This window comes from Micromonospora sp. M71_S20 (assembly GCF_003664255.1).
Taxonomy (GTDB): Bacteria; Actinomycetota; Actinomycetes; order Mycobacteriales; family Micromonosporaceae; genus Micromonospora.
Map to the genome: position 1 here is coordinate 542,309 of NZ_RCCV01000001.1, position 22,191 is coordinate 564,499.

22 protein-coding genes are annotated in these 22,191 nt (G+C 73.6%); 13 read left to right on the forward strand and 9 right to left on the reverse strand.

The features are described from left to right. Positions 1 to 69: 69 nt before the first annotated feature. The 5 genes from DER29_RS02545 (at position 70) to DER29_RS02565 (ending at position 2,989) form a co-directional block, all read left to right on the forward strand. The gene (locus tag DER29_RS02545) at positions 70 to 489 is read left to right on the forward strand and encodes a hypothetical protein (protein WP_148709967.1); all 420 of its coding nucleotides are present in this window, start codon (positions 70 to 72) and stop codon (positions 487 to 489) included. 113 nt (positions 490 to 602) lie between these two features. Next, positions 603 to 830: a hypothetical protein gene (locus tag DER29_RS02550; protein ID WP_121395847.1), complete on the forward strand. Its 228-nt coding sequence runs from the start codon at positions 603 to 605 to the stop codon at positions 828 to 830. Between the two features lie 273 nt (positions 831 to 1,103). Then, positions 1,104 to 1,331: a GntR family transcriptional regulator gene (locus DER29_RS34415; RefSeq protein WP_305036115.1), complete on the forward strand. Its 228-nt coding sequence runs from the start codon at positions 1,104 to 1,106 to the stop codon at positions 1,329 to 1,331. Continuing rightward, positions 1,319 to 1,723 (forward strand): YciI family protein, encoded by a 405-nt coding sequence (locus tag DER29_RS02560; protein WP_121395849.1) that lies wholly within the window; start codon positions 1,319 to 1,321, stop codon positions 1,721 to 1,723. The genes DER29_RS34415 and DER29_RS02560 overlap by 13 nt, the downstream gene beginning before the upstream one ends. A 3-nt stretch (positions 1,724 to 1,726) precedes the next feature. Further along, positions 1,727 to 2,989: an RNA polymerase sigma factor gene (locus DER29_RS02565; protein WP_121395850.1), complete on the forward strand. Its 1,263-nt coding sequence runs from the start codon at positions 1,727 to 1,729 to the stop codon at positions 2,987 to 2,989. 293 nt (positions 2,990 to 3,282) lie between these two features. On the opposite strand, the gene DER29_RS02570 is transcribed toward DER29_RS02565, so the two are convergent. After that, positions 3,283 to 4,671, reverse strand: a complete 1,389-nt coding sequence (locus DER29_RS02570) for a cellulase family glycosylhydrolase (RefSeq protein ID WP_121395851.1) — start codon at positions 4,669 to 4,671, stop codon at positions 3,283 to 3,285. 239 nt (positions 4,672 to 4,910) lie between these two features. On the opposite strand from DER29_RS02570, the gene DER29_RS02575 reads away from it, so the two are divergent. Further along, positions 4,911 to 5,873: a TIGR03557 family F420-dependent LLM class oxidoreductase gene (locus tag DER29_RS02575; protein ID WP_121395852.1), complete on the forward strand. Its 963-nt coding sequence runs from the start codon at positions 4,911 to 4,913 to the stop codon at positions 5,871 to 5,873. Next, positions 5,870 to 6,727: an alpha/beta fold hydrolase gene (locus DER29_RS02580; RefSeq protein WP_121395853.1), complete on the forward strand. Its 858-nt coding sequence runs from the start codon at positions 5,870 to 5,872 to the stop codon at positions 6,725 to 6,727. The genes DER29_RS02575 and DER29_RS02580 overlap by 4 nt, the downstream gene beginning before the upstream one ends. A 247-nt stretch (positions 6,728 to 6,974) precedes the next feature. Here the strand turns inward: DER29_RS02580 and DER29_RS02585 are convergent, their stop codons facing one another. The 7 genes from DER29_RS02585 to DER29_RS02615 all read right to left on the reverse strand — a co-directional run bounded on the left by DER29_RS02585 (position 6,975) and on the right by DER29_RS02615 (position 13,266). Then, entirely contained in the window at positions 6,975 to 7,715 is a 741-nt protein-coding gene (locus tag DER29_RS02585; protein ID WP_148709968.1) for a hypothetical protein, read from the reverse strand. 120 nt (positions 7,716 to 7,835) lie between these two features. Next, positions 7,836 to 8,639, reverse strand: coding sequence for an endonuclease/exonuclease/phosphatase family protein (locus DER29_RS02590; RefSeq protein ID WP_121395855.1), 804 nt, complete (start codon positions 8,637 to 8,639; stop codon positions 7,836 to 7,838). Between the two features lie 8 nt (positions 8,640 to 8,647). Beyond that, positions 8,648 to 10,138, reverse strand: a complete 1,491-nt coding sequence (locus DER29_RS02595) for a phosphatase PAP2 family protein (protein ID WP_121395856.1) — start codon at positions 10,136 to 10,138, stop codon at positions 8,648 to 8,650. Positions 10,139 to 10,217: 79 nt separating this feature from the next. Beyond that, positions 10,218 to 11,219 carry a YihY/virulence factor BrkB family protein gene (locus DER29_RS02600; protein WP_121395857.1) on the reverse strand — a complete coding sequence of 334 codons (1,002 nt, stop codon included), beginning with the start codon at positions 11,217 to 11,219 and terminating at the stop codon, positions 10,218 to 10,220. Continuing rightward, positions 11,212 to 12,216: a diacylglycerol kinase family protein gene (locus DER29_RS02605; RefSeq protein WP_121398944.1), complete on the reverse strand. Its 1,005-nt coding sequence runs from the start codon at positions 12,214 to 12,216 to the stop codon at positions 11,212 to 11,214. Before DER29_RS02605 ends, DER29_RS02600 begins: the two co-directional genes overlap by 8 nt. Before the next feature lie 235 nt (positions 12,217 to 12,451). Continuing rightward, positions 12,452 to 13,030, reverse strand: a complete 579-nt coding sequence (locus DER29_RS02610) for a Clp protease N-terminal domain-containing protein (RefSeq protein ID WP_121395858.1) — start codon at positions 13,028 to 13,030, stop codon at positions 12,452 to 12,454. Then, positions 13,030 to 13,266, reverse strand: a complete 237-nt coding sequence (locus DER29_RS02615; RefSeq protein WP_111218248.1) for an HTH domain-containing protein — start codon at positions 13,264 to 13,266, stop codon at positions 13,030 to 13,032. The genes DER29_RS02610 and DER29_RS02615 overlap by 1 nt, the downstream gene beginning before the upstream one ends. An 81-nt stretch (positions 13,267 to 13,347) precedes the next feature. Here DER29_RS02615 and DER29_RS02620 point away from each other — a divergent pair, with 81 nt between their 5' ends. Further along, positions 13,348 to 13,782: a VOC family protein gene (locus DER29_RS02620; RefSeq protein WP_121395859.1), complete on the forward strand. Its 435-nt coding sequence runs from the start codon at positions 13,348 to 13,350 to the stop codon at positions 13,780 to 13,782. Between the two features lie 109 nt (positions 13,783 to 13,891). Beyond that, a complete protein-coding gene (locus tag DER29_RS02625; RefSeq protein ID WP_233599619.1) occupies positions 13,892 to 14,644 on the forward strand; it encodes a PP2C family serine/threonine-protein phosphatase in 753 nt (250 codons plus the stop codon). Positions 14,645 to 14,721: 77 nt separating this feature from the next. Here the strand turns inward: DER29_RS02625 and DER29_RS02630 are convergent, their stop codons facing one another. Continuing rightward, positions 14,722 to 15,315 (reverse strand): hypothetical protein, encoded by a 594-nt coding sequence (locus DER29_RS02630; protein WP_121395861.1) that lies wholly within the window; start codon positions 15,313 to 15,315, stop codon positions 14,722 to 14,724. A 1,208-nt stretch (positions 15,316 to 16,523) separates the two neighbouring features. Here DER29_RS02630 and DER29_RS02635 point away from each other — a divergent pair. The 4 genes from DER29_RS02635 to DER29_RS02650 all read left to right on the forward strand — a co-directional run bounded on the left by DER29_RS02635 (position 16,524) and on the right by DER29_RS02650 (position 22,148). Beyond that, entirely contained in the window at positions 16,524 to 17,381 is an 858-nt protein-coding gene (locus DER29_RS02635; protein ID WP_121395862.1) for a universal stress protein, read from the forward strand. A gap of 96 nt (positions 17,382 to 17,477) precedes the next feature. Beyond that, entirely contained in the window at positions 17,478 to 19,880 is a 2,403-nt protein-coding gene (locus DER29_RS02640) for a phosphoketolase (RefSeq protein WP_121395863.1), read from the forward strand. 215 nt (positions 19,881 to 20,095) lie between these two features. After that, a complete protein-coding gene (locus DER29_RS02645; RefSeq protein WP_121398945.1) occupies positions 20,096 to 20,968 on the forward strand; it encodes a universal stress protein in 873 nt (290 codons plus the stop codon). Positions 20,969 to 21,065: 97 nt separating this feature from the next. Next, a complete protein-coding gene (locus DER29_RS02650; RefSeq protein ID WP_370040020.1) occupies positions 21,066 to 22,148 on the forward strand; it encodes a nitroreductase in 1,083 nt (360 codons plus the stop codon). The last annotated feature ends 43 nt before the right edge of the window (positions 22,149 to 22,191 follow it).

The window sequence follows — 22,191 nt, forward strand, 5'->3', positions numbered from 1 at the left end:
AACGATCAACGCACCTAGACTCCTGTTTACACGCCCCGCAGGGGCGCACGACCCCGAAGGGTGTTAGACATGGGCGTTATGCGCAGCGCGATCGACCCCCGCACGATCCCGGCCGACCTGAAGGCCCGCCTCCTCGCGAGCCTGGCCGACCACATGCGCGAGGCCGAGACCCCGCGTGATGGCGTGATCGCCGCCGCGAAGGCCGCGAAGGCGGAAGCCCTGCGGAACGGCTGGACGCCGGCCGTCGCGCAGGCCCTCGGCGAGCTGGTCGCCACGATGGGCGGGGACCTGATCGGGGCGGCCATCGTGGACGCTGAGAAGGACCTCCGGAAGGCCCGCGCCGTCGAGCGCGAGGCCGAGACCTTCCACCGTCGGGCGGTCGAGGGTGGACGCCAGGACGCCGCCGAGGCGTGGGCGGCGAAGCTCGCCGCCGCCCGGGACGCGCGGATCGCCGCCGAGGCCGAGGCCGAGGCCCAGCGGGTCCGCTGACCCATCCCCTATCGGCCCTCGGGAGCAATCCCGGGGGCCGGTTTGCGTTGAACGTTCAACGCATGTAGAGTCGTTTACACGCCCCCCGGGGAACGCAAAACGAAGGAGCCGACATGAACGCCGCCACCGCCGCCCGTCGCCAGGCCGTCGCCGACACCCGCGCCCGCATCGCCCGCGTCGAGAACGGCGGCAGTTTCATGCGCCGTGCCAACGCTGGTGACCGCGCCGGGATCTACGCCCGCATGGACGCCGGCCAGCTCACCGCGATGCGCAACTACTTCCGCAACACCCCCGACAAGCTGGCCGAGGTCGAAGCGGAGATCGCCCGCCGCGCCGCCTGACCCGCCACGCCGCAGGCCCGCTACCGGACACCCCGGGGCGGGCCTTCCGCGTATTCTGGGGGCATCTCAGCGCCCCTGAAGGAGCCCTCCCGTGTCGACCCCGCCGAGCTTCCCGCCGGACCTCGTAAACCGCCTGTGCGCCCTGATCGCTGGGCACGCCCGCGACGCCCGGAACATGGTCGTCGTCACCCCGCCCGCGACACGCTGACCCGCTGCGCCCGACGCCCCGCCCGGACTCCCGGCGCGGGGCGTTTCGCGTTGTACGGTGGCCGCGTGCCCGTGACTCCCCCGAAGTATCAGCGCATCTATGCCGCGATCCGCGCGGCGATCGAATCCGGCGAGTACGCCCCCGGCGCCCGACTTCCCTCGGAAGCCGCCTTCGCCCGTGAGTTCGGCGTCACGCACGTGACCGTGCGCCAGGCGCTCGCCGAGCTTCGGCGGGACGGCCTGGTCGAGCCGCGCCAGGGGGTCGGTACGTTCGTCCGCGAATGTCCAAGTTGAGATGTGCGTCTAGGCGCAGCGCCGCCGGCACGGACTTCCCCCCGATCGAGGCGTGGGCGCCCGAGGAGATCCGGGCGCACGTCGCGTTCATGGGCGAGGTCAACGAGAAGCTGATCGCCGACGGCGAGCTGGTCGGCGGCGAAGGGCTCGCCGCCCCGGCCCAGGCGAAGATCGTCCGGGCGGGCGCCGGCGGTGCCCCCGTGGTCACCGAGGGGCCGTTCGCCGAGACCAAGGAGTTCCTCGCCGGCTTCTGGATCGTGGACTGCGACAGCCCCGAGCGGGCCGTCGCGCTCGCCGCGCACATCTCCACCGCGCCCGGCCCGGGCGGCCGGCCGTTGAACATGCCGATCGAGGTGCGCCCCGTGATGTCGGCGCCGCCGCAGGAGATGTGACGACTGACCACCGCCGACCCACCCGTCGAGGACCTGCTGCGCGAGCTGGCGCCGCAGGTCCTCGGCGTGCTCACCCGCCGGTTCGGCGACTTCGCCACCGCCGAGGACGCCGTGCAGGAGGCGCTGCTGGCGGCGGCCACCCAGTGGCCGGTCGAGGGGACGCCCGGCAACCCGCGCGGCTGGCTGATCCAGGTCGCGTACCGACGGATGGTCGAACTGGTCCGCGGCGAGACGGCCCGGCGGCGGCGTGAGGACCTCGTCGCCCGCCGCGAGCCGGACGACCGGCGCGCCGCGCCGCCGCCGGACGAGGCGCTGACCGCCGACCGGGACGACACCCTGACGCTGCTCTTCCTCTGCTGTCACCCGACGCTCACGCCGGCGTCGGCGATCGCGCTGACCCTGCGCGCCGTCGGCGGCCTCGGCACGGCCGAGATCGCCCGCGCCTTCCTCGTGCCCGAGGCCACCATGGCCCAGCGGATCAGCCGCGCCAAGCAGCGCATCCGCGCCTCGGGCATCCCGTTCCGGATGCCGGAGCCCGCCGACCGGGAGGCCCGGCTGGCCGCCGTGCGGCACGTGCTCTACCTGATCTTCACCGAGGGGCACACCGCCAGCCTGGGCGCCGACCTGCGCCGGGTGGACCTGTCGGAGGAGGCCATCCGGCTGACCCGGGCCCTGCGCGCGCTCCTGCCCGACGACGCCGAGGTCGCCGGGCTGCTCGCCCTGATGCTGCTCACCGACGCCCGCGCCGCCGCGCGCACCGGGCCCTCGGGTGAGCTGATCTCGCTGGCCGACCAGGACCGCGGCCGGTGGGACGCGGCGGCCATCGACGAGGGGATCGCCCTGGTCACCTGGGCGCTGCCGCGCGGGCCGGTCGGGTCGTACCAGCTCCAGGCGGCCATCGCCGCGCTGCACGACGAGGCGCCCAGCACCGCCGAGACCGACTGGCCGCAGATCCTCGCCCTGTACGAGGTGCTGGAACGCGCGTCCGGCAACCCCGTCGTCTCCCTCAACCGCGCCGTGGCGACCGCCATGGTGCACGGCCCGGCCGCCGGCCTGGCGGCACTGGACGCCCTCGACGCCGACCCCCGGCTCGCCGGGCACCACCGGCTGCCCGCCGCCCGCGCCCACCTGCACGAGATGGCCGGTGAGCGGGAACGGGCGGTGGCCGCGTACCGGGCCGCCGCCGCCCTCACCACGAGCCTGCCCGAGCAGCGGTACCTGACGATGCGCGCCGCCCGGCTGGCGACCCGGGCGACCAAGCGCTGACGGGCACGACGCGGCGTACGCGTGCGGACGCTGTCGAGCTGCCCCCACGGATGGGGCAGGGAGTCCCGGGTCCGTGGCGGCTGGCGGTCTCATGAACGGGGCAGCTCGACAGCGCGCACAGGGGCCGCCTGCGGGCCCGTCACTTCGCCTGCGGCGGCCGGCCGGTCATCAGCGCCGGGCGGCGCCCGCCGTCCCCACGCCGCCCGTCCGGAACCCGCAACTTCCCGACGACACCACGAGGAGGCGGCCGGGCCCGCAGCGGGCCCGGCCACCGGTCGTACGAGGTAGGTACCTCAGCTCGCGGTGCAGGTCACGGCGGGCGTGGCGTTGGTGCCGTTGAAGCTGGCGATGAAGCCGAAGCTGGTGCTGGCACCGGCGCCCAGCCGGCCGTTCCAGTCGGCGTTGCGGGCCGTGACGGTCGCCCCGCTGCTGCTCAGGACGGTGCTCCAGGACTGGCTGACGGTCTGGCCGTTGGCGAACGTCCACTTCGCCGTCCAGCCGGTGATCGCCGTTGAGCCGGCGGTCACCTTCACCTCACCCTGGAAGCCGCCCTGCCACTGGTTGGTCACCGTGTACGTCGCGGTGCAGCCTCCCGGCGGCGGGGTGGACGGCGGCGGGGTCGTGGGCGGAGGCGTCGTGGGCGGCGGGGTGGTGGGCGGGGGCGTCGTCGGCGGCGGGGTGGTCGGCGGCGGGGTGCTGCCGAAGACCGTCGCCTCCTTCGCGGTGGCCTTGATCCCGTTCGCCCCGTTGAAGAGGCGCTGGCCCCACGTGGTCAGCGCGGCGGGGTTAAAGTTGGTGACCATGTCGAGGTACTCGACGCCACCGCCGTTGCCGCTCCAGGACCAGCCCAGGTAGCCGATCCCGTTGGCCTGGCTGTAGGAGAGGATGGTGTCCTCGTCGGGGTTGCCGTCGGAGTGGTCGAAGCCGAACTCGCCGACCACGATCGGCAGCTTGGCGGCACGGAACCGGCCGAGGTAGTCGCTGATCTCGGCGGCGGTGTCGAAGACGCCGTACATGTGGATGGAGAAGACCGTGTTCTTCTGCGGGTCGGCCGCGAACACCGACGCGGCGTTGTCGCGCATGGTGAACGACCAGTCCTGACCCCAGTTGGGGGCGTCGACCATGATGGTGTGCGTCAGGCCGCCCGTGCGCAGCCGCTTGACCGCGTTGGCGGTGTCGGTCGCCCAGGTGCCGTAGCCCTGGTTGCCGTACGGCTCGTTGCCGATGTTGACGATGACGTACTTCTCCTGGCCGGCGAGGGCGCTGGAGACGCTGAGCCAGTAGTCGACCGCCTGGTCGAGGGTGGCCGCCCCGCTCTGCTCGCCGTAGCCGGTGGTGTCGTGCACCTCCAGCACGCAGATCAGCCGGTTGGCCTTGCACAGCGAGATGACGTTGGCGACGTCGGCGGTGTCGTTCTTCGCCCACCGCTGGCCGCTGGCCAGCACCACCCGCACCGTGTTCGCCCCGAGCGCCTTGATGTTGGCGAAGGAGCTGGTCTGCTGCTGGTACCAGGTGTGCGCGTGGTTCACGCCACGCATGACGAACTCGCTGCCGTTGGCGTCGTAGAGCTTGCCGTCGGCGACGGAGAAGCCGGTCGCGGCCCGCGCGGGCTGACCGAACGCCAACACGGCGACCAGCAACGCGAGCAGGGCCGCACCGGCGGCGGAGAGTCTCTTCTTCATGGCCTTCCTCAGAGGGAGGACCCCCGCTGCCCAGGTGGGGGTGGGACGTCACAGGGGATGGCGGCTGCAGCCCGACAGCCGCCGCCCGGCTCCCGGCGGCGCAGGGATCAGCGTAGGCCGGACGGGCCGGTCACGCAATGAACCGGTTAAGCGGCGGGCCGCCGACACCGCACGCGAGGGTTGACCCGACCTGGCAGGGGTATCCGGGGATGATCCGCCCGGGTCGGAAGGAGACGCCCATGGTCAACGTCGGCTACACCCTGATGTGCGAGCAGGCCGGTCCGAAGCAACTGGTCGACTACGCGGTGCGGGCGGAGGCGGCCGGCTTCGACCAGCTCGTCATCTCCGACCACTACTACCCCTGGCTCGACTCCCAGGGCCACTCCCCGTACGCCTGGTCGGTGCTCGGCGCGGTCGCGCACGCCACCAGCCGGGCGGAGCTGATGTCCTTCGTCACCTGCCCGATCCGCCGCTACCACCCGGCGGTCGTGGCGCAGAAGGCCAGCACGATCGGGGTGCTCTCGGACGGCCGGTTCACCCTCGGCTTGGGCGCCGGCGAGAACCTCAACGAGCACGTGGTCGGCGGCTGGCCGCACGTGCAGCAGCGGCACGAGATGTTCGAGGAGGCCCTCCAGATCATCCGGCCCCTGCTCAACGGGGAGACGCTGACCTTCTCGGGCAACCACTACGACGTGCCCGACGCCTACGTGTGGGACCGGCCGGCCCGCCCGGTGCCGATGGCCGTCGCCGCCTCCGGCCGCCAGTCGGTCACGCTCGCCGCCGAGTACGGCAACGGCCTCGTCGCGACCGAACCGGACCCGCACATCATCGAGATGTACGACGAGGCCGGCGGCGCCGGGCAGCCCCGCTACGGCCAGGTGGCCATCTGCTACGGCCCGGACGAGGCGGAGTGCCGCAAGATCGTGCACGACCAGTTCCGCTGGTTCGGGATGGGCTGGAAGGTCAACGCGGACCTGCCCGGGCCGGAGTCGTTCGCCGCCGCCACCCAGTTCGTCCGCGAGGAGGACGTGGCCGAGGGAATCTCCTGCGGACCCGACGTGGAGCGGCACGTCGAGGCGTTCCGCAAGTTCGTCGACGCCGGCTTCACCCACGTGGCGATCGTGCAGGTGGGCGGCGAGACGCAGCCGATGTTCCTGGACTGGGCCCAGGAGCAGCTCCTGCCGAGGCTGCGCGAGCTGTGAGGGCGACACCGGGCGGGCGGCCCCGCGTGACCCCGCCGGGCCGGTTCGGTCCGGCGGAGCTGCGCCTCGCGCTGGCCGCCCCGAAGCCGGCCGCCGGGCTGACCAGCGAGTGGCGGCTGGTCGACGGGCTCCGTACGCACACCCGCCGCGCCGGCGACCCCGGCACCGCCGCCACCCCCGTCGTGCTGGTGCACGGGCTGGCCGTCTCCCACCGCTACCTGACCCCGCTCGCCCTCGCGCTGGCCGACACCCACCCGGTGTACGCGCCCGACCTGCCCGGCTTCGGGCTGACCGAGCGCCCCGGACGCGCGTACGACGTCCGCGAGCACGCCGCGCACCTGGCCGCCTGGCTGGCCGCGTACCGGATGCCGCCCGTCTGCCTGGTCGGGCACTCGTTCGGCGCGGAGGTCGTCGCGGCGCTGGCCGCCCGGCACCCCGACGCGGTCGCAGCGGTGGTCCTCGCTGGCCCGACCAGCGATCCCGCCGCCCGCTCCCGCCGGGGACAGTTCGGGCGCTGGCTGGTGGACACCCTGCGGGAGGCGCCGTTGCAGGCGCCGATCCTGCTCCGGGACGTCCTCGACGCCCGCCCCTGGCGGGTGCACGCGACGCTGTCGCACTCGGTGCGCAACGGGATCGAGGCGGACCTGGTCCGCATCGCCGCGCCCACCCTGGTGGTGGCCGGCTCCCGGGACCCGGTCGTGCCGCCCTCCTGGCGCGCGCAGGTCGGCCGGCTGGTGCCGCACGCCCGTACGGTCACCGTGCCGGGTGCCGCGCACAACGTCGTGACCACCGCCCCGGCGCAGGTCGCCGGCGCGGTGCGCGCCCTTCTCGCCCCCTCGCTGACGAACAGGTGACGACATGCGTATCGGCAACACGGAGATCCGGCCGGCCGGCGGCGGCCTGGGCTGCCTGCTGATGATCCTCTTCTCGATCGTCGCGTCGGTCGTCCTGACCGTCCTGCTCAACCTGCTCCTGTAGCGCCCCGGCCCCGGCCCCGCCTCCGGCTCCGGCTCCGGCGATCTTGGCGCGGGGGTGCCCCTGGAGGGGCCGTTTCGCGCCAAGATCTCGCTCGGGCGCCGCTCAACTCCGGCGGCGGTCGGGTCAGCCGCGCAGGCCGAGGGCGGTCAGCGCTTCACGGGTCGCCTGGCGGACCGGGTCCACGACGGCGCGGCGCACCCAGCGGACGGTCGGCGACACCGTCGCCCGCCACGCGGCGGCCACCGCCCGCCCCACCGGGCGGACGGCGTGCCGCCACAGCCAGCCCGCCCCGAGCACGAAGGGCCGCAGCGTGAGCGCGTAGCACCACCAGAGCAGCCGGCCGGCCGCCCACCAGGCCCACGCGAGCGCGTCCAGCAGCACCCGGCCCGCCGCCGCCAGCCACCGGCCGACCGCCACGAGCCCCGCCACTAGCAGGCGTCCGAGCGGCGCGAGGAGCCGGGCCAGCCAGCGCAGCGGCACCCAGATCAGGTGGTACGCCAGCCAGGTCAGCGGCACCCACACCACCGTCCGGGCCAGCCAGGCCAGCCCACGGGCGAGCCACACCGCAGGCACCCAGATCAGCGTCCGGAACAGCCAGCCCAGACCGCGGCCGAGCCACACCAGCGGCACCCACACCAGGATCCGCAGCAGCCAGCCCAGCGGCCGCAGCAGCCAGCGGTCCAGGAACCGGCCGACCGGCGCGAGCAGCCAGCGGTGCAGCCAACGGCCGACGGCGACGACCAGCTCCCAGACCAACCGCAGGGGCACCACCACGACCAGCGCGATCCCCCGGGCGACGGCGACCAGCAGCGGAGCGGGTGGCGACCCGGTGCGTCCCGGCTCCGGGCTCGGGGAGTTGATCACCGGCTCACGGTAGTCGGCCCCGGCAACGCCCGTGCCGCCGCGGCCCACCGGACGGACCGGAGCCGGCCGGACGAGCGGGCCGGCGAGGCGACCGGGGCGGCAGGGCGGGCGGTCAGGCCGTCAGGCCGGGTCGAGGTCCAGGTCCGCCACGACCGGGTAGTGGTCGGAGGCGTACTCGGTCTCGCCGCCCCGGAGCACCCGGCAGTCCCGCACCCGGCCGGCGAGCGCCGCCGTGCCGAGCAGGTAGTCCAGCCGCATCCCGGAGAACTCCGCCCCGCCACCGTGCCGGGTGGGCGCGGTCAGCCCGCCGTCGGATGCTCCCGCCGCCGCGTACAGGTCGACCAGGCCGGCGGCGAGCAACCGGGCCACCGCCCGGGTCTCCACCGTCCGCCCGTCCCGGCGCAGGTGACGGCGGCGGTACGCGGCCGGGAGCCGGGCGATGCGCTCGGTGTGGTCGGCGACCGGGTCGAGGGTGTTCAGGTCCCCGGCCAGCAGCCCCAGTTCCCCCGGCGCGCGGCGCAGCGCGGCGGCGGCCCAGCCCGCCTCGACGCGCCGCCGCAGCCCCCAGTACGGGTCGAGGTGCACGCTCAGCACCGTCAGCGGGCCGGCGCTGGTCGCCACGGTGACCCGCTGCGCGGCGTGGTGGAACGGCCGGCGTACCCGGGTCGCGGCGAGGGCGCGCAGCGGCGGACGCAGCAGCACCGCCACCGGCTGTCCGAAGCAGGAACGGGCCAGGTGGGGACGCATCCCCACCCGGCCCGCGAAGTCGGCGAGCACGTCGCCTGCGTCGAAGCCCCGCAGCTCCTGCAACGCCAGCACGTCCGGCCGCTCGTCGGCGACGACCCGGACCAGCCGGTCCCGGCGGTCGGCGCCGCCGGAGTCCCGGCCGCCGGTCCGGATGTTCCAGGTCATCGCCCGCAGCATCGGCGGCGTCAGTCCGCCCGACCGGCCTTGGCCAGCTCGTCGTCGAGGGTGTGCACGTCCTCGGACTCGATGCTCGGCCGGTTGCCCTCGCGCAGGTCCTCGTTGGGGCGGACCACCCAGTAGAGCAGCCCGATCCAGAGGGTGGTGAGGATGATCGCGCCCATGAAGTCGGTGGGGTGGTGCATCCCCCGGTACATCCGGCTGATCGCCACGCCGGCCGGCATCACGACCGCCAGCGCCACGAAGACCCACCGCCACCACCGGTCGGTACGCGGAAAGACGATCACCGCGATCGCCACCCAGACGCAGAGCGTGGCGGCGATGTGGCCGGACGGGAAGGAGGAGGTCGGCATCGGCCCGTCGAGGTTGCCGACGGGCGGGCGCGGCCGGTCGACCGCGGCGGCGGAGGCGAGGAAGAGGGTCAGCTCGCCGAACATGGTCAGCGCCACGAACAGCACCGGCCGCCAGCGCCGCCACACCGCGAGCACGAGCGGGCAGAAGACCAGCGAGATGAGCAGGATGGCGTGGGTGTCGCCGACCTTGCTCCACCAGTAGCTGAAGTCGTCCCGGCCAGGGGTGCGGTGCTCGGCGAACCACCTCGGCACGTCCGTGTCCAGGGTGGCGAAGAAGGTGCCGCCGGCGTGGTAGCTGACGAACATGCCGAAGCCGAAGAGCGCGCCGAGGATCAGCACCCAGCCGACGATCAGCTCGAACACGGCGGCCCGGGGGTGCGGCAGCAGGTGCGCCTCGTCGGGGGCGGGCGCCACGTCGTGCGCCGCCTCCGGCTCCAGCCCGTCGCTCAACGCCGGGACCGGCCGGCCGCGCTCCAACCGCCAGAGCCGGAAGGCGTACGCGGTGACGCCGAGCCAGGCGGCGCCGAGCAGCCAGGCCCCGAGCACGTCCGAGACGAAGTGCACGCCCAGCGCGATCCGGGTCAGGCCGATGAGGAAGACGACGAGGGCGACCAGGGCGATCGCGGGCTTGCGCCAGCGGCGCGACATGGCCGGCAGGAAGACCAGCAGCAGCGCCCCGTACGCGACCATCGAGCCGAGCGCGTGCCCGCTGGGGAAGCTGTCCCCGGCGTACGTGCCGATGGGCACCTCCACCTCGGGGCGCAGCCGGTCGACCAGCGTCTTGAGCGCCGGGTCGAGGACGAGGGCGCCGACGCCGGTGACGATGAGGAACACCGCGAGCCGGCCCTGCTTGCGGATCAGCAGGCCGACCACGGCGACCGACACCAGCCAGATGATGACCGCCCGCCCGCCCAGGTCGGTGAGCGCGTTGAGCACGGTCACCAGCGGTCCGTGCGGGGCGACCAGGTCGTTGAGCCAGGCGGCCACGCCGTGGTCGACGTCGTAGAGCGGGGACCACCGGGTCCGGACCAGGACGAGGAGCACCCCGAAACCGACCCCGGCACCGAGCACGATCGCCAGGCCGGCGAGGGTCCGCTCGGTGAAGTGACCCAAGGGTCGTCGTAACGCCTCTTTGACCGCGCCCACGGCAGCCTCCCTCTCGCTTCTGGCGTGCCGCATTACCCGATCGGCGCTCCGCGTACACCGGGGGGTGTCCGATGCGGAGCTACAGGGAGCTCATCTCGCCGGTGTCGTGGATCTCCTGGCGCTGGGTCTCGGGCTCCCAGAGGTCGGGCTGGGCGGGCTCGCGCACCCCGATGCGCAGCGCCTCCAGTTGGGCGGCGAAGGACAGTCCACCGAAGAGCGCCATGCCGGTCAGGTTGGCCCAGAGCAGCAGCGCCATCATCCCGGTCAGCGCCCCGTACGTCTGGCCGAACCCGCCGCTGAACCGCACGTACGCGGCGAGCAGCAGGCTGGCCAACCACCACAGCGCGGTGGCGATGCCGGCGCCGAAGAAGAGCCAGGACAGGCCGGGCTGCTTGCGGCGGGGGGCGTGCCGGAAGATCACCGCGACGGCGAGGACGGTCAGGCCCAGGCTGAGCGGCCAGCGCACCACGTTCCAGAGGCCGTTGGCGAGTTCGCCCCAGGCGTAGTGCCGCTGCACCGAGTCGCCCATCGGGCCGCCGCCGACGAGGATCAGGAACCCGGTGAGCGCCGGCACGCCGGCGGTGAGGGCGAGGACGCTCGCGCGGACGTACTTCCACAGCGCCGGCCGGTCGCGTTCCACGCCGTAGATCCGGTTGGCGCCACGCTCGATCTGGGCCATGGTGGTGGTCAGCGCGACCAGGCCGGTGAGCATGCCGAGGCTGAGCGCCAGCTCCCCGGCGCGTTCGGTGCGGTCCCCCTCGCCGAGCAGCTCGGCCACCATCGGTTCGCTCGCCCCGGGGGTGAGCGCGAGCACCGTGTCGGCGACCACCCGGCCGCCCTCCTCCACGCCGAGTTCGCTGATCAGGCCGGTCAGCGCGATCAGGAACGGCACCACGGCGAGACAGAGTTGCAGCGCGAAGGCGCGCGAGTGGCTGAACCCGTCGCCGTAGCGGAACCGGATGAACGCGTCGCGCAGCAGGTGCCAGCCGCCCTGCCGGCGCAGTGTGTGCCAGGCGTCGTCGGCGTTGAGTTCCTCGTCGGACATCAGCCGGGTCTCCGGCACCATCCGGGTGCTACTCACGGCGCGCGTCCTCGATGAGCTGCTCACCACGCTCGGCGGCCGCCTGCGCGTCCTCGGCCAGGTCGGGATCCTGCGCCGGCTGTGGCACGCAGAGCCACAGCGACCGCCGCCGGATCTCGGCCTTGAGGGTGCGACCCGGCTCGATGAGGTCGCCGTCGAGCTCCCGGGGCTGGGCCCGGTTGCTGGTGATCTCCACCCGTCGGGCCCGGAAGACCTCCATCCGGGGGACGCGGTCCTGCTTGCGGACGACCGCCCAGCCGAGCGCGAGCCAGTGCCGCAGCGTACGCGGGGTGAGCACCGCGACGTCGAGGTAGCCGTCGTCCGGTTCGGCGTCGGTGAGCAGCCGCACGCCGCCCTGGAGGCGACCCACGTTGGCGACGAGGACGGAGCGGGCCCGGCGGCGGATGGGCTGCTGGTCGTCGATGCGGATGGAGACCCTCATCGGCCGGTCGCGCAGGTGCCGGGCGGCCCCCACCACGTACGCCGGCCAGCCGATCCGCTTCTTGGTGGTCTCGGAGGTGTCGGCGAGCATCTGGGCGTCGAAGCCCATGCCGGCCATGACGGTGAAGTAGTGGTCCTCGACCGCGCCGACGTCGAGCAGCCGGCGGCCCCGCTCGACGGCGACCTCCAGCCCGGCGGCCAGGTCACCCGAGAGGCCCAGGTTGGCCGCGAGGAGGTTGCCGGTGCCCTGGGGCAGCACGGCGAGCGCCACGTCGGTGCCGACCAGGCCGCTGACGCAGGCCATCACGGTGCCGTCGCCGCCGCAGGCGAAGACGACGTCCACGCCGGCCTCGACCGCCTCCTGCGTCTGACCGCGGCCCGGGTCCTCGACCGTGGTCTCGAACCACATCGGCTCGGGCCAGCCGGCCGCGGCGAGGGCGTCGTGGACCGTCCGCCGCAGCTCGTCGAGGTCGGTCACCTTAACCGGGTTGACCACCACGGCGGAGCGCAGACCGCCGTCGTGCGCCGCGCGTCGCTTGTCCTGTCGAGGATCCACGGCGCCAGTGTGCAGCAGATCCGGCACGGCAGCGACCCGGCGGACGGTGACCTTACGCGCAGCGAAAACGCGTTTGCCCCCGCCCCGCGCTGTCCCCCCGCGCGGTCCCCCGCCCACCCGGCCCCACCTCGCCCCGCCGGCGACCCGTCGATCATGAGGTTGACCGCGGTCCTGGAGATCGACATCACCGCCAACCTCATGATCGACGCGCTGGGCCGGGGGTGGGGTGGGTGGGTCAGGCGGGGGCGCGGAGGGCGGTTTCCACGCGGCGGCGCAGGTCGTCGAGGTCGGCTCCGGCCTCGGTGAGCACCAGGGCGCCCAGCCCCTGCCCCTCGCGGAGCACGCCGAGCAGGATGTGCTCCGTGCCGATGTGGCGGTGGTGCAGTCGCAACGCCTCCCGCAGCGCCAGCTCCAGCACCTTCTTGGCCTGCGGGGAGAAGGGGCCGCCCGCGTACCGCCGACGACCCCAGCGGCGGCGCGGCGCCGGCGCGGCCTCGCGCAGCGCGTCCGGGCCGAAGGACTCCTCGATCCGGGCCACGATGGCCGCCAGGTCGATGCCGATCTCGCGCAGGGCCGCGGCGTCGGCGTCGGCGAGGCCGGTGGCTCCCCGCTCGGTGTGCCGGCGGACGCGGGCCCGCAGGTCGTCGGCGCGCAGGCCGGCCTCGGCGAGCACCCGGGCGGCGAGGCTGTCGCCGTCGGAAAGCAGGGCGAGCAGCAGGTGCTCGGTGCCGACGGGCCGCTGGCCCTCGGTCCGGGCCTCGTCCCGGGCGTGCCGCACGACCGTGCGGGCCCGGTCGGTGAACCGTTCGAACATCACGCCTCCCAGGAGGATCCGACCGCCGGACGACCGGCGTGCTTCTTGTGGACCGCCTGCCGGCTGACCTCGAGCGCGTCGGCGATCTCCTGCCAGGACCAGCCCTGTCGACGGGCGTTGTCCACCTGGACCACCTCGAGGCGTTCGAGCAACCGGCGCAGCGCACGGACGGCGCGCAGCCCGACCCGGGGGTCGGTGCTGCCCGCTGCCGCCGCGAGTTCCGTTGCCTGACTCATGTCGTCAACCTACGTTGACATCACCGCCATGTCAACCCATGTTGACACCCCGCGACCGAAGACCGCCGCTATGGTGGGCCGATGGCATCGGTCAGGCAGGTCCAGGTCACCTTCGACTGCGCAGAACCCGAGCGCGTCGCCCGCTTCTGGTGCGAGGTGTTGGGATACGTCGTACCGCCGCCACCGGAGGGGTTCGCGACCTGGGACGATTTCGACCGCGCGCTGCCGCCTGAGCGACAGGGTTCAGCGTTCGCCTGCGTCGATCCCACAGGTGCGGGCCCGCGACTGTTCTTCCAGCGCGTACCCGAAGGCAAGGTCGTCAAGAATCGACTACATCTTGACGTACGGGTCGGCACCGGGCTCGTGGGCGAGGAGCGCCTGGCCGCGCTCGAGGCCGAATGCGCGCGACTGGTCGCGCTCGGCGCGGTACGCGTGCGGCTGCTGCTCGCCGACGACCACAACGAGTCGTGCCTCGTGATGCAGGACGTCGAGGGCAACGAGTTCTGTCTCGACTGAGCGGCCGCGAGCGTGGCAACCCGGATCACCGTCCGCCGCGCACCGCAGTACGATCCGCCGGTGCCCCTCCTCAGCCGGCCGCCGCGCCGAGGTCACCGTGCCCGGTGACGTGCGCCGTCTCCCGCTCGGCGAGGTCACGCTGGAGTTCGCCGGCGGCAGCGTGGTCGGCAACCGCTACCCGGCCAACTTCGACGTGCTGCACGTCGACCCCGCACTGCCGTTCGTCGCGGTGGCCGACGGCATGGGCGGCGGCGAGGGCAGCCGCCGCGCCGGCACGACGGCCATGGGCACCCTGGTCGCGCGGGTCGAAGCCGCCTGGCCCACGGTCGACGCGCGCCAGTTGCGCGCCGCCGTGGGCAACGTTCAGTCAGCCGTACGCGCCGCCGGCGCGCAACTGACGGAGCTGACCGGCTGCACCCTGACGGCCCTGCTCGTGGAGCCCGACGGCGGGCAGGGCTGGCTCGTCCAACTCGGTGACTCCCGCGCCTACCGGCTGCGCGACGGCCTGCTGGAACTCGTCACCGTCGACCACACGGCGGCCTGGCTGGGCGTGCTGCACGGCTGGTACCCGGTCGACTCCCCCGCCGCCGGTCGGGCCCGCTACCAACTCACCCGCTACGCCGGCCATCCGGACGAGCCGGAGGCGGACCTGCTCGCGGTGTCGCTGCGCCCCGGCGACGTCTGGCTGCTCTGCACCGACGGCGTCAGCGACCAGGTCGACTATCACCTGATGCGCGAACTCCTGGCGGCACCGCGACCGGAAGAGGCGGTGCGGGACCTGCTCGACGGCACCCTGGAGGCCGGCGGCGACGACAACGCCACCGCCGTGGTCGTCCGGGTCCACGCCACGGCTGCCCGCTGACAGGGGCCCACCGACGGAGACGCCGCTGGCCGGCACCCCGGGTGGGGTGCCGGCCAGCGGCGTTTCGTTCATTGTTGTCAGCTGTTCCAGTGCTCGGCGACGAGGTCGGCGGCCTGCTGCTCCCACTGGGCGTAGTGGTCGGGGTACGCCGACACCTGCACCGTCTGCGCGGCCTTCGTCAGGGGCATGTCCTGCCACCCGTCGACCTGCTTGAGGCCCTTCAGGAACGCCGTCGTCGAGTACTCCGGGTCGGTGATCTGCTCGACGGTGCCCCACCCGCTGGAGGGGCGCTGCTGGAACAGGCCCTGCGAGTCGTGGTCGTTGCGGTCACCCAGATGACCCAGGTTCTCCAGCTTCGACTCCTGCAACGCGGTCGCGATCGAGACCACGGCGGCGCGCTCGTTCATGCCGGCCTTCTTCGTCGCGGCGATGATGGCCTTGACGTTGGCGACCTGCTCGTCGGACAGGTCGATACGCGACTGCGCACCCTGCACACCATGCGGCACCAGCACGCCCATGTCCGGCTTGTCCGCCGCCACCGCCACGGCGGTGATCGGAGCCGCCGACTGCACCGACGGGGCCGCCTGGGCAGTCGCGGGACCGGCGAACACGCCACCGGCAAACGCCAGACCCGCAACACCAAGAACGCTCTTACGCAGAATCGTGTTCATCAGAAACGCTCCATTCGGGGGTTGGCACCCACACCGAGGGGGATCGGCTACGCGGATGCAAGCACCGTCCGGCGCCCAAGAACTGCAAGGGGAACCTCCAGCAGAAGCTGGAGGGGGTCTCCGGCGTCGCACCGGAGGAAAGATCAGATCGGCCGTGTTGGCCGGATGTCCGACCTGTGCGGGTCGGAAAGGGCCGGCTGTTTCGCGGGGCGGGGGTTGCCCTCACGTCGGCCGGACCATATGTAACGACCGCCAGCCCGCCATCATTCCGGGCCCCGGCCCACCATCCCATCGGGCGGCGCGGCCTTGCCTTGCTCGGTCGTACGCAGGGTGTAACGACCCCACCCCCGCCACGATTCCGCCCCCACGATGCCCCCGACCACACCCCGAAACCGGACACATGCCTCATTACACGCGCCCAAGGCGATCAACCAACCGACACCCCACCGAACAACCGGCGCACCGGATCCGCCCGCACCTCCGGGATCTTGGTAGGTAAACGCCCCTCAGAGGGCCCTTACCTATCAAGAGCACCCGAGCACCGGATCCGCCCCCACGTCCGTGATCTTGGTAGCTAACGGCCCTTCAGAGGGCCCTTAGCTACCAAGATCTCCCGCCTGCCGGAGCACCCGAGGCGGGGCGGGCGTCGATCATGCAGTTGTGACGCCCCACATAAGGCGCAATCCTGGGCACGACGCCCACCACAACTGCATGATCGGCACGGCGAAGGGCGGGCACGTCGAGCCACCCTCGCTCAGGCCGCGCCGCACCAGGGCCCGCATCGGGCGGACGCGAGAGTGGGCACCGACGGGGTGTGGCCCGCCGTGCCCGGCGCAGGGATCAAGCCTGACCGCCCGGAGCCGGGCACGGCGGGCCACACCCCCACCCCGACGCGGCGCAACCACCCCACCCGGCGCAATCACCCCACGCGGCGCAACCACCCCACGCGGCGCAACCAACCACCACCACAAATCACCCCACGCCCCGCAACCACCCCACGCCCCGCAACCACCCCACGCCCGGCAGCCACCCCCGAATCACGCAGCCATCCGACGACCCGACCCCCGACGCCACACCCCGAGCACCGGCCGGACCTCCGCGGACACCCAGCCAGAGCCCACCGTCGCCCGCGATCCCGCCCCACCGTGGTACCGGCGGGACTAGCCTCGACAGGAGGGCCGGGCGCGACGCCTGCGGAGGTGATTCGGATGGGCGCAGCCACCGACGCGGCGGTGCTGGTCGGGCTCGGCACGGAGCGCAACCTGCCGATGGTCAGGCTTGCCGCGCAGGAGGCCGCCGCGCACGGCCGTCCGCTGTGCCTGTTGCACGCGTTCAACTGGGCGGCCGCGCTGGAGGCGCCGTCGATCGCGGGGCCGCGCGCGGACGCCGAGGAGCTGATCTCCCGGGCCACCGAGATCGCCCACGAGGTCGAGCCGGCGCTGCCGGTCGGCGGCGAGATCGTCGAGGGCGCCCTCGTCGCCACCCTCGTCCGCCGGTCGGAGCAGGCGTTCCTGCTCGCCGTCGGGGACGGCGGCATGGCGACCAGCGGCGAGTGCGTGTCGGTCGACGCGCCGGCGGTGCAGCTCGCCGCCCGCGCCAGCTGCCCGGTGCTGGTGGCCCGCCGGGAGCCGCCCCCGCAGGGGCCGGTGCTGGTCGGGGTGGACGGCTCCGACAGCTCACGGGACGCGCTGGAGTGGGCGTTCGAGTGCGCGGCCCGGCGGGAGGCGCGGCTGTTGGCGGTCCGCGTCGTCGAGTCGGAGGAGGGCGGGGAGGATCCCGAGTTGCTCGCCGGGTTGGTGGCACGGTCGGCGCGCCGGTTCCCGTCGGTGGCCACGGAGTGCCACACGATCCGGGGCGACCCCGGCACCGTCCTGGTGGAGCAGTCCCGCTCGGCGCAGGTGGCGCTGGTCGCCGCCCGGGGCGACGAGCCGTGGCGCGGCATGCTCGGCGCGGTGAGTCAGGCGCTGCTCTACCACTCCCCCGCACCGCTGATCGTCGTGCGCGGGCTGACGGGGATTCCGGGGGACGGGCGCAACGCCCAGCGTCCACAGGACCAACGGCCCTGATCCACACCGGCGCCGACCGGCGATGCTGGGGCCGGCCCGGACGAATCCGCGCGCTGAGGATGCAGGATTCCCCTACCCGCGAGAGGCTCATGCAGTATGGACACCGCTCTCGACCTGCACAGCCCCCTGACCGAAGACGAGCTGCGCCGGCTGGACGCCTACTGGCGGGCGGCGAACTACCTGACCGTCGGGCAGATCTACCTGCTGGACAATCCGCTGCTGCGCGAGCCGCTGGCCCCTGAGCACGTCAAGCCGCGCCTGCTCGGCCACTGGGGCACCAGCCCCGGCCTGAACCTGCTCTACGCCCACCTCAACCGGGTCATCGTCGCCCGTGACCTGTCGGCCCTGTTCGTCACCGGCCCCGGTCACGGCGGCCCGGCGATCGTCGCCAACACCTGGCTGGAGGGCACCTGGAGCGAGGTGTACCACCACATCGGCCGCGACGAGGCCGGCATGGCACGGCTGTTCCGCCAGTTCTCCTTCCCCGGCGGCATCCCCAGCCACGTGGCGGCGGAGGTGCCGGGTTCGATCCACGAGGGCGGCGAGCTGGGGTACGCACTCAGCCACGCCTACGGCGCGGCGTTCGACAACCCCGACCTGCTGGTGGCCTGCGTCATCGGCGACGGGGAGGCGGAGACCGGCCCGCTGGCCGGGAGCTGGCTGTCCAACGTCTTCCTGAACCCGGCCCGGGACGGGGCGGTGCTGCCGATCCTGCACCTCAACGGCTACAAGATCGCCAACCCGACGGTGCTGGACCGGATCAGCGAGGACGACCTCCTGGCCATGATGCGCGGCTTCGGCTACGAGCCGTACGTGGTCGCCGGCGACGACCCGGCGACGGTGCACCAGGCCCTCGCCGGCACGCTGGACCGGGCGCTGGACGAGATCGCCGCCATCCAGCGGCGGGCCCGCTCGGGCGGCGCCGTCGAGCGCCCCCGCTGGCCGATGATCGTTCTGCGTACGCCGAAGGGCTGGACCGGGCCGCGCGACGTCGACGGCAAGCAGGTCGAGGGCACCTACCGCGCGCACCAGGTGCCGCTGTCCGAGGTACGCAAGAACCCGGAGCACCTGGCCGAGCTGGAGCGCTGGCTGCGCAGCTACCGGCCGGAGGAGCTCTTCGACGCCACCGGCGCACCGGTCGCCGAGCTGGCCGAGCTGCCGCCCCGCGGCGAGCGGCGGATGAGCGCCAACCCGGTCACCAACGGCGGGCTGGTGCTGCGTGACCTGGCGCTGCCGGACTTCCGCGAGTACGCCGTCGACGTGCAGCGGCCGGGCGAGACCGTGGCCGGGGCGACCGGTGCCCTCGGCCCGTGGGTACGCGACGTGATCACCGCCAACCCGCAGACGTTCCGCCTCTTCGGCCCGGACGAGGTCGCCTCGAACCGGCTCGGCGCGGCGTTCGAGGTCACCGGCCGGGCCTGGATGGCCGGCACCGTGCCCGGCGACGACCACCTCTCCCCCGACGGGCGGGTGATGGAGGTCCTCTCCGAGCACCTCTGCCAGGGCTGGCTGGAGGGCTACCTGCTGACCGGCCGGCACGGCATCTTCACCAGCTACGAGGCGTTCATCCACATCGTCGACTCCATGCTCAACCAGCACGCCAAGTGGCTGAAGGTTACCCGGGGCATCCCGTGGCGCAAGCCGGTCGCCTCGCTGAACTACCTGCTCTCCAGCCACGTCTGGCGGCAGGACCACAACGGCTTCTCCCACCAGGACCCGGGCTTCATCGACCACGTGATGAACAAGAAGGCCGAGGTGGTGCGCGTCTACCTGCCACCGGACGCCAACACCCTGCTCTCCACCATGGACCACTGCCTGCGCAGCCGGCACTACATCAACGTGGTGGTGGCCGGCAAGCAGCCCGCCCCGAACTGGCTGTCGATGGACGAGGCCGTCCAGCACTGCCGGCGCGGCATCGGGATCTGGGACTGGGCCAGCACGGACGCCGGCAGCGAGCCGGACGTGGTGCTGGCCTGTGCCGGGGACGTGCCGACCCTGGAGACGCTGGCCGCCGCGGACCTGCTGCACCGGCACCTGCCGGAGCTGAAGGTGCGGGTCGTCAACGTGGTCGACCTGATGCGGCTCCAGCCGCCGACCGAGCACCCGCACGGGCTGTCGGACAAGGAGTTCGACACCATCTTCACGCGGGACAGGCAGGTCATCTTCGCGTACCACGGCTATCCGTGGCTGATCCACCGGCTCACCTACCGCCGCACCAACCACGCCAACCTGCACGTGCGCGGCTACAAGGAGGAGGGCACCACCACCACGCCGTTCGACATGGTGATGCTCAACGACCTGGACCGTTTCCACCTGGTCATCGACGTGATCGACCGGGTGCCGGGGCTGGCCGACCGGGCCGCCCACCTGCGGCAGGAGATGGTCGACGCGCGCCAGTCCTGCCGTGACTACACCCGCGAACACGGCGAGGACGACCCGCGGGTCGCGGAGTGGCGCTGGGTCCGCGAGACGGACCCGGGACTGCGGGGGGACCAGTGAGCGCGAGGAGTGAGCTTGCGAGCCCCGCAGTCGCGAACGAAAGGCCAGCCCAGTGAGCGCGAGGAGTGAGCTTGCGAGCCCCGCAGTCGCGAACGAAAGGCCAGCCCAGTGAGCGCGAAGAGTGAGCTTGCGAGCCCCGCAGTCGCGAACGAAAGGCCAGCAAGCGCGAGGAGTGAGTTCGGTTGTCCGGCGGTCGTGAACGAGAGGTGGACCCGATGAGCGGCAACGAGATCCTGGTCGGCTACGACGGCTCCGCCGACGCCTCCGCCGCGCTGGAGTGGGCGCTGGAGGAGGCCGGCCGCAGAGGGCGGCCGGTGCGGTTGGCGTACGTCTTCGAGTGGCTCACCGTGACCGGCTGGATCGGCCCCGGCGTCGCTCCCGGCATCTGGCCGGACGACACGGCCCGCCGGCAGGTCGAGGAGCTGGTCCGCAAGGCGGCGGCGGACGCGTCCGCCGCGCATCCGGAGCTGACCGTCACGGGCGAGGTGTTCGACGGGCCGTCCGCGCTGATGCTCCAGGAGCGCTCGGCGCAGGCGGACCTGCTGGTGCTGGGCACCCGGGGGCACGGCGGGTTCGGCGGGTTGCTCGTCGGTTCGACCGCGGTCGCGGTCACCGCCCACGCGCACTGCCCGGTCGTGGTCGTCCGCGGCGAGGCCGCCGCCGGTGGGCGCACCGGGCACGTGGCGGTCGGCGTGGACGGGTCCGAGTGTTCGCTGCTGGCGCTGGGCTTCGCGTTCGAGCAGGCCGCCGCCCGACGGGTACCCCTGCACGTGGTGCGGGCCTGGCACCCGCCGACCGGCCAGCGCCCGCCGGCGGGTCCTGACGCGCGGGAGGCCATGGCGGCCGACCGGGCCGAGCTGGACGAGCCGCTGGCCCGGTGGGGCGCCACGTTCCCCGACGTGCCGGTCACCGTGGAGGTGGCGGAGGGCCGCCCGGCGTCCCTGCTGGTCGACGCCAGCCGCGACGCGTGCCTGGTGGTGGTCGGCACCCGGGGCCGGGGCGGCCTGACGGGGATGCTGCTCGGTTCGGTCAGCCAACAGCTCATCCAGCACGCGCAGTGCCCGGTGGCGGTGGTCCGGGAACGGTGAGCCGAAGGGCCGGCGTTCCGGGCGGACCGGCGAGGGGCGAAGCGCCCGGCCGCGCCGGGGCCTGCGTACCGTGCGTCGGCACGGGGCATGGCGCAGGATGGAGCGGCAACCCCGCCCGGGGGCACCGCCGGGCTGGGGCACGATGGGGAGAAACGGAAAGGTCGTAACGATGAGCCACGAGACGTCGGCGACGGGCCGTCCGCTGACCACCGCACTCGCGGAGGCCGCCGCGACGGCCGGGCACGCCCCGTCGGTGCACAACAGCCAACCGTGGCGGTGGCGGGTGCTGCCGGACGCGCTGGAGCTGCGGGTGGTCCGCGATCCCCGGCTCACGGCGACCGACCCCGAGGGCCGGCTGCTGGCGTACAGCTGCGGGGCGGCGCTGCACCACGCGCGGGTCGCGCTGACCGCGGAGGGCTGGACGGCCGTGGTGGAGCGGATGCCCGACCCGGCCGAGAAGGACCTGCTGGCCCGGCTGACCGGAATGGCCCGCACGGAGGCCGACCCGGAGGCCATGCGCCTGGTGCAGTGCATGCAGGTGCGGCACACTGACCGGCGCCCGGTCAGCGACGAGCCCGTGCCGACCGCCGCTCTCGGGGAGATCGCCTCGGTGGTCGCCGCCGAGGGCTGCCAGCTCCAGTTCCTCGACCGCGACAACGTCCTGGAGCTGGCCGCTGTCGCCAGCCGCGCCGCCTCGGTCGAGGCGGAGGACTCGCAGCTGCGCGAGGAGCTGGAGTACTGGACCAGCCGCAGCGGCACCGGCACCGGACTGCCGCCGGAGGTGCTGCCTGCGGAGGCGCCGCAGACCACCGTGCCGGCGCGCGACTTCGGCCGCCCCGGCACCCTGCCGGTCGGCCCCGGGCACGACCGGGCCGCCGTGTACGGGGTGCTCTACGGCGACGAAGACGAGCCGGACAGCTGGCTGCGCGCCGGCGAGGCGCTCTCGGCAGCCTGGCTGACCGCGACCCGACTCGGAGTCTCCGTGGTGCCACTGAGCGGGGTGGTGGAGGTCGCGGGCACCCGGCAGACGCTACGCGGGCTGCTGGCCGGCCTCGGCTACCCGTACCTCGTGATCCGGCTGGGGCTCGCGGACCCGGCACACGCCGGCCCGCCGCACACCCCGCGCCTGGAGGCCGCGCAGGTGGTCGACACCTCGGCGGTGCGTTCCACCGACGCGTAGCGCAGCCGGGACACGGCCACCGGGCGGCTACCATCGCCCGGTG

Excerpts from the sequence above, each read along its gene's own strand:
- DER29_RS02590 (WP_121395855.1), bottom strand. The coding sequence starts at position 8,639 with ATGCTGCGGGCGATGACCTGGAACATCCGGACCGGCGGCCGGGACTCC.
- DER29_RS02635 (WP_121395862.1), top strand. The coding sequence starts at position 16,524 with ATGGGCGCAGCCACCGACGCGGCGGTGCTGGTCGGGCTCGGCACGGAG.
- DER29_RS02650 (WP_370040020.1), top strand. The coding sequence starts at position 21,066 with ATGGAGCGGCAACCCCGCCCGGGGGCACCGCCGGGCTGGGGCACGATG.
- DER29_RS02570 (WP_121395851.1), bottom strand. The coding sequence starts at position 4,671 with ATGAAGAAGAGACTCTCCGCCGCCGGTGCGGCCCTGCTCGCGTTGCTG.
- DER29_RS02545 (WP_148709967.1), top strand. The coding sequence starts at position 70 with ATGGGCGTTATGCGCAGCGCGATCGACCCCCGCACGATCCCGGCCGAC.
- DER29_RS02560 (WP_121395849.1), top strand. The coding sequence starts at position 1,319 with ATGTCCAAGTTGAGATGTGCGTCTAGGCGCAGCGCCGCCGGCACGGAC.
- DER29_RS02645 (WP_121398945.1), top strand. The coding sequence starts at position 20,096 with ATGAGCGGCAACGAGATCCTGGTCGGCTACGACGGCTCCGCCGACGCC.
- DER29_RS02630 (WP_121395861.1), bottom strand. The coding sequence starts at position 15,315 with ATGAACACGATTCTGCGTAAGAGCGTTCTTGGTGTTGCGGGTCTGGCG.
- DER29_RS02620 (WP_121395859.1), top strand. The coding sequence starts at position 13,348 with ATGGCATCGGTCAGGCAGGTCCAGGTCACCTTCGACTGCGCAGAACCC.
- DER29_RS02575 (WP_121395852.1), top strand. The coding sequence starts at position 4,911 with ATGGTCAACGTCGGCTACACCCTGATGTGCGAGCAGGCCGGTCCGAAG.
- DER29_RS02615 (WP_111218248.1), bottom strand. The coding sequence starts at position 13,266 with ATGAGTCAGGCAACGGAACTCGCGGCGGCAGCGGGCAGCACCGACCCC.
- DER29_RS02550 (WP_121395847.1), top strand. The coding sequence starts at position 603 with ATGAACGCCGCCACCGCCGCCCGTCGCCAGGCCGTCGCCGACACCCGC.
- DER29_RS02610 (WP_121395858.1), bottom strand. The coding sequence starts at position 13,030 with ATGTTCGAACGGTTCACCGACCGGGCCCGCACGGTCGTGCGGCACGCC.
- DER29_RS02640 (WP_121395863.1), top strand. The coding sequence starts at position 17,478 with ATGGACACCGCTCTCGACCTGCACAGCCCCCTGACCGAAGACGAGCTG.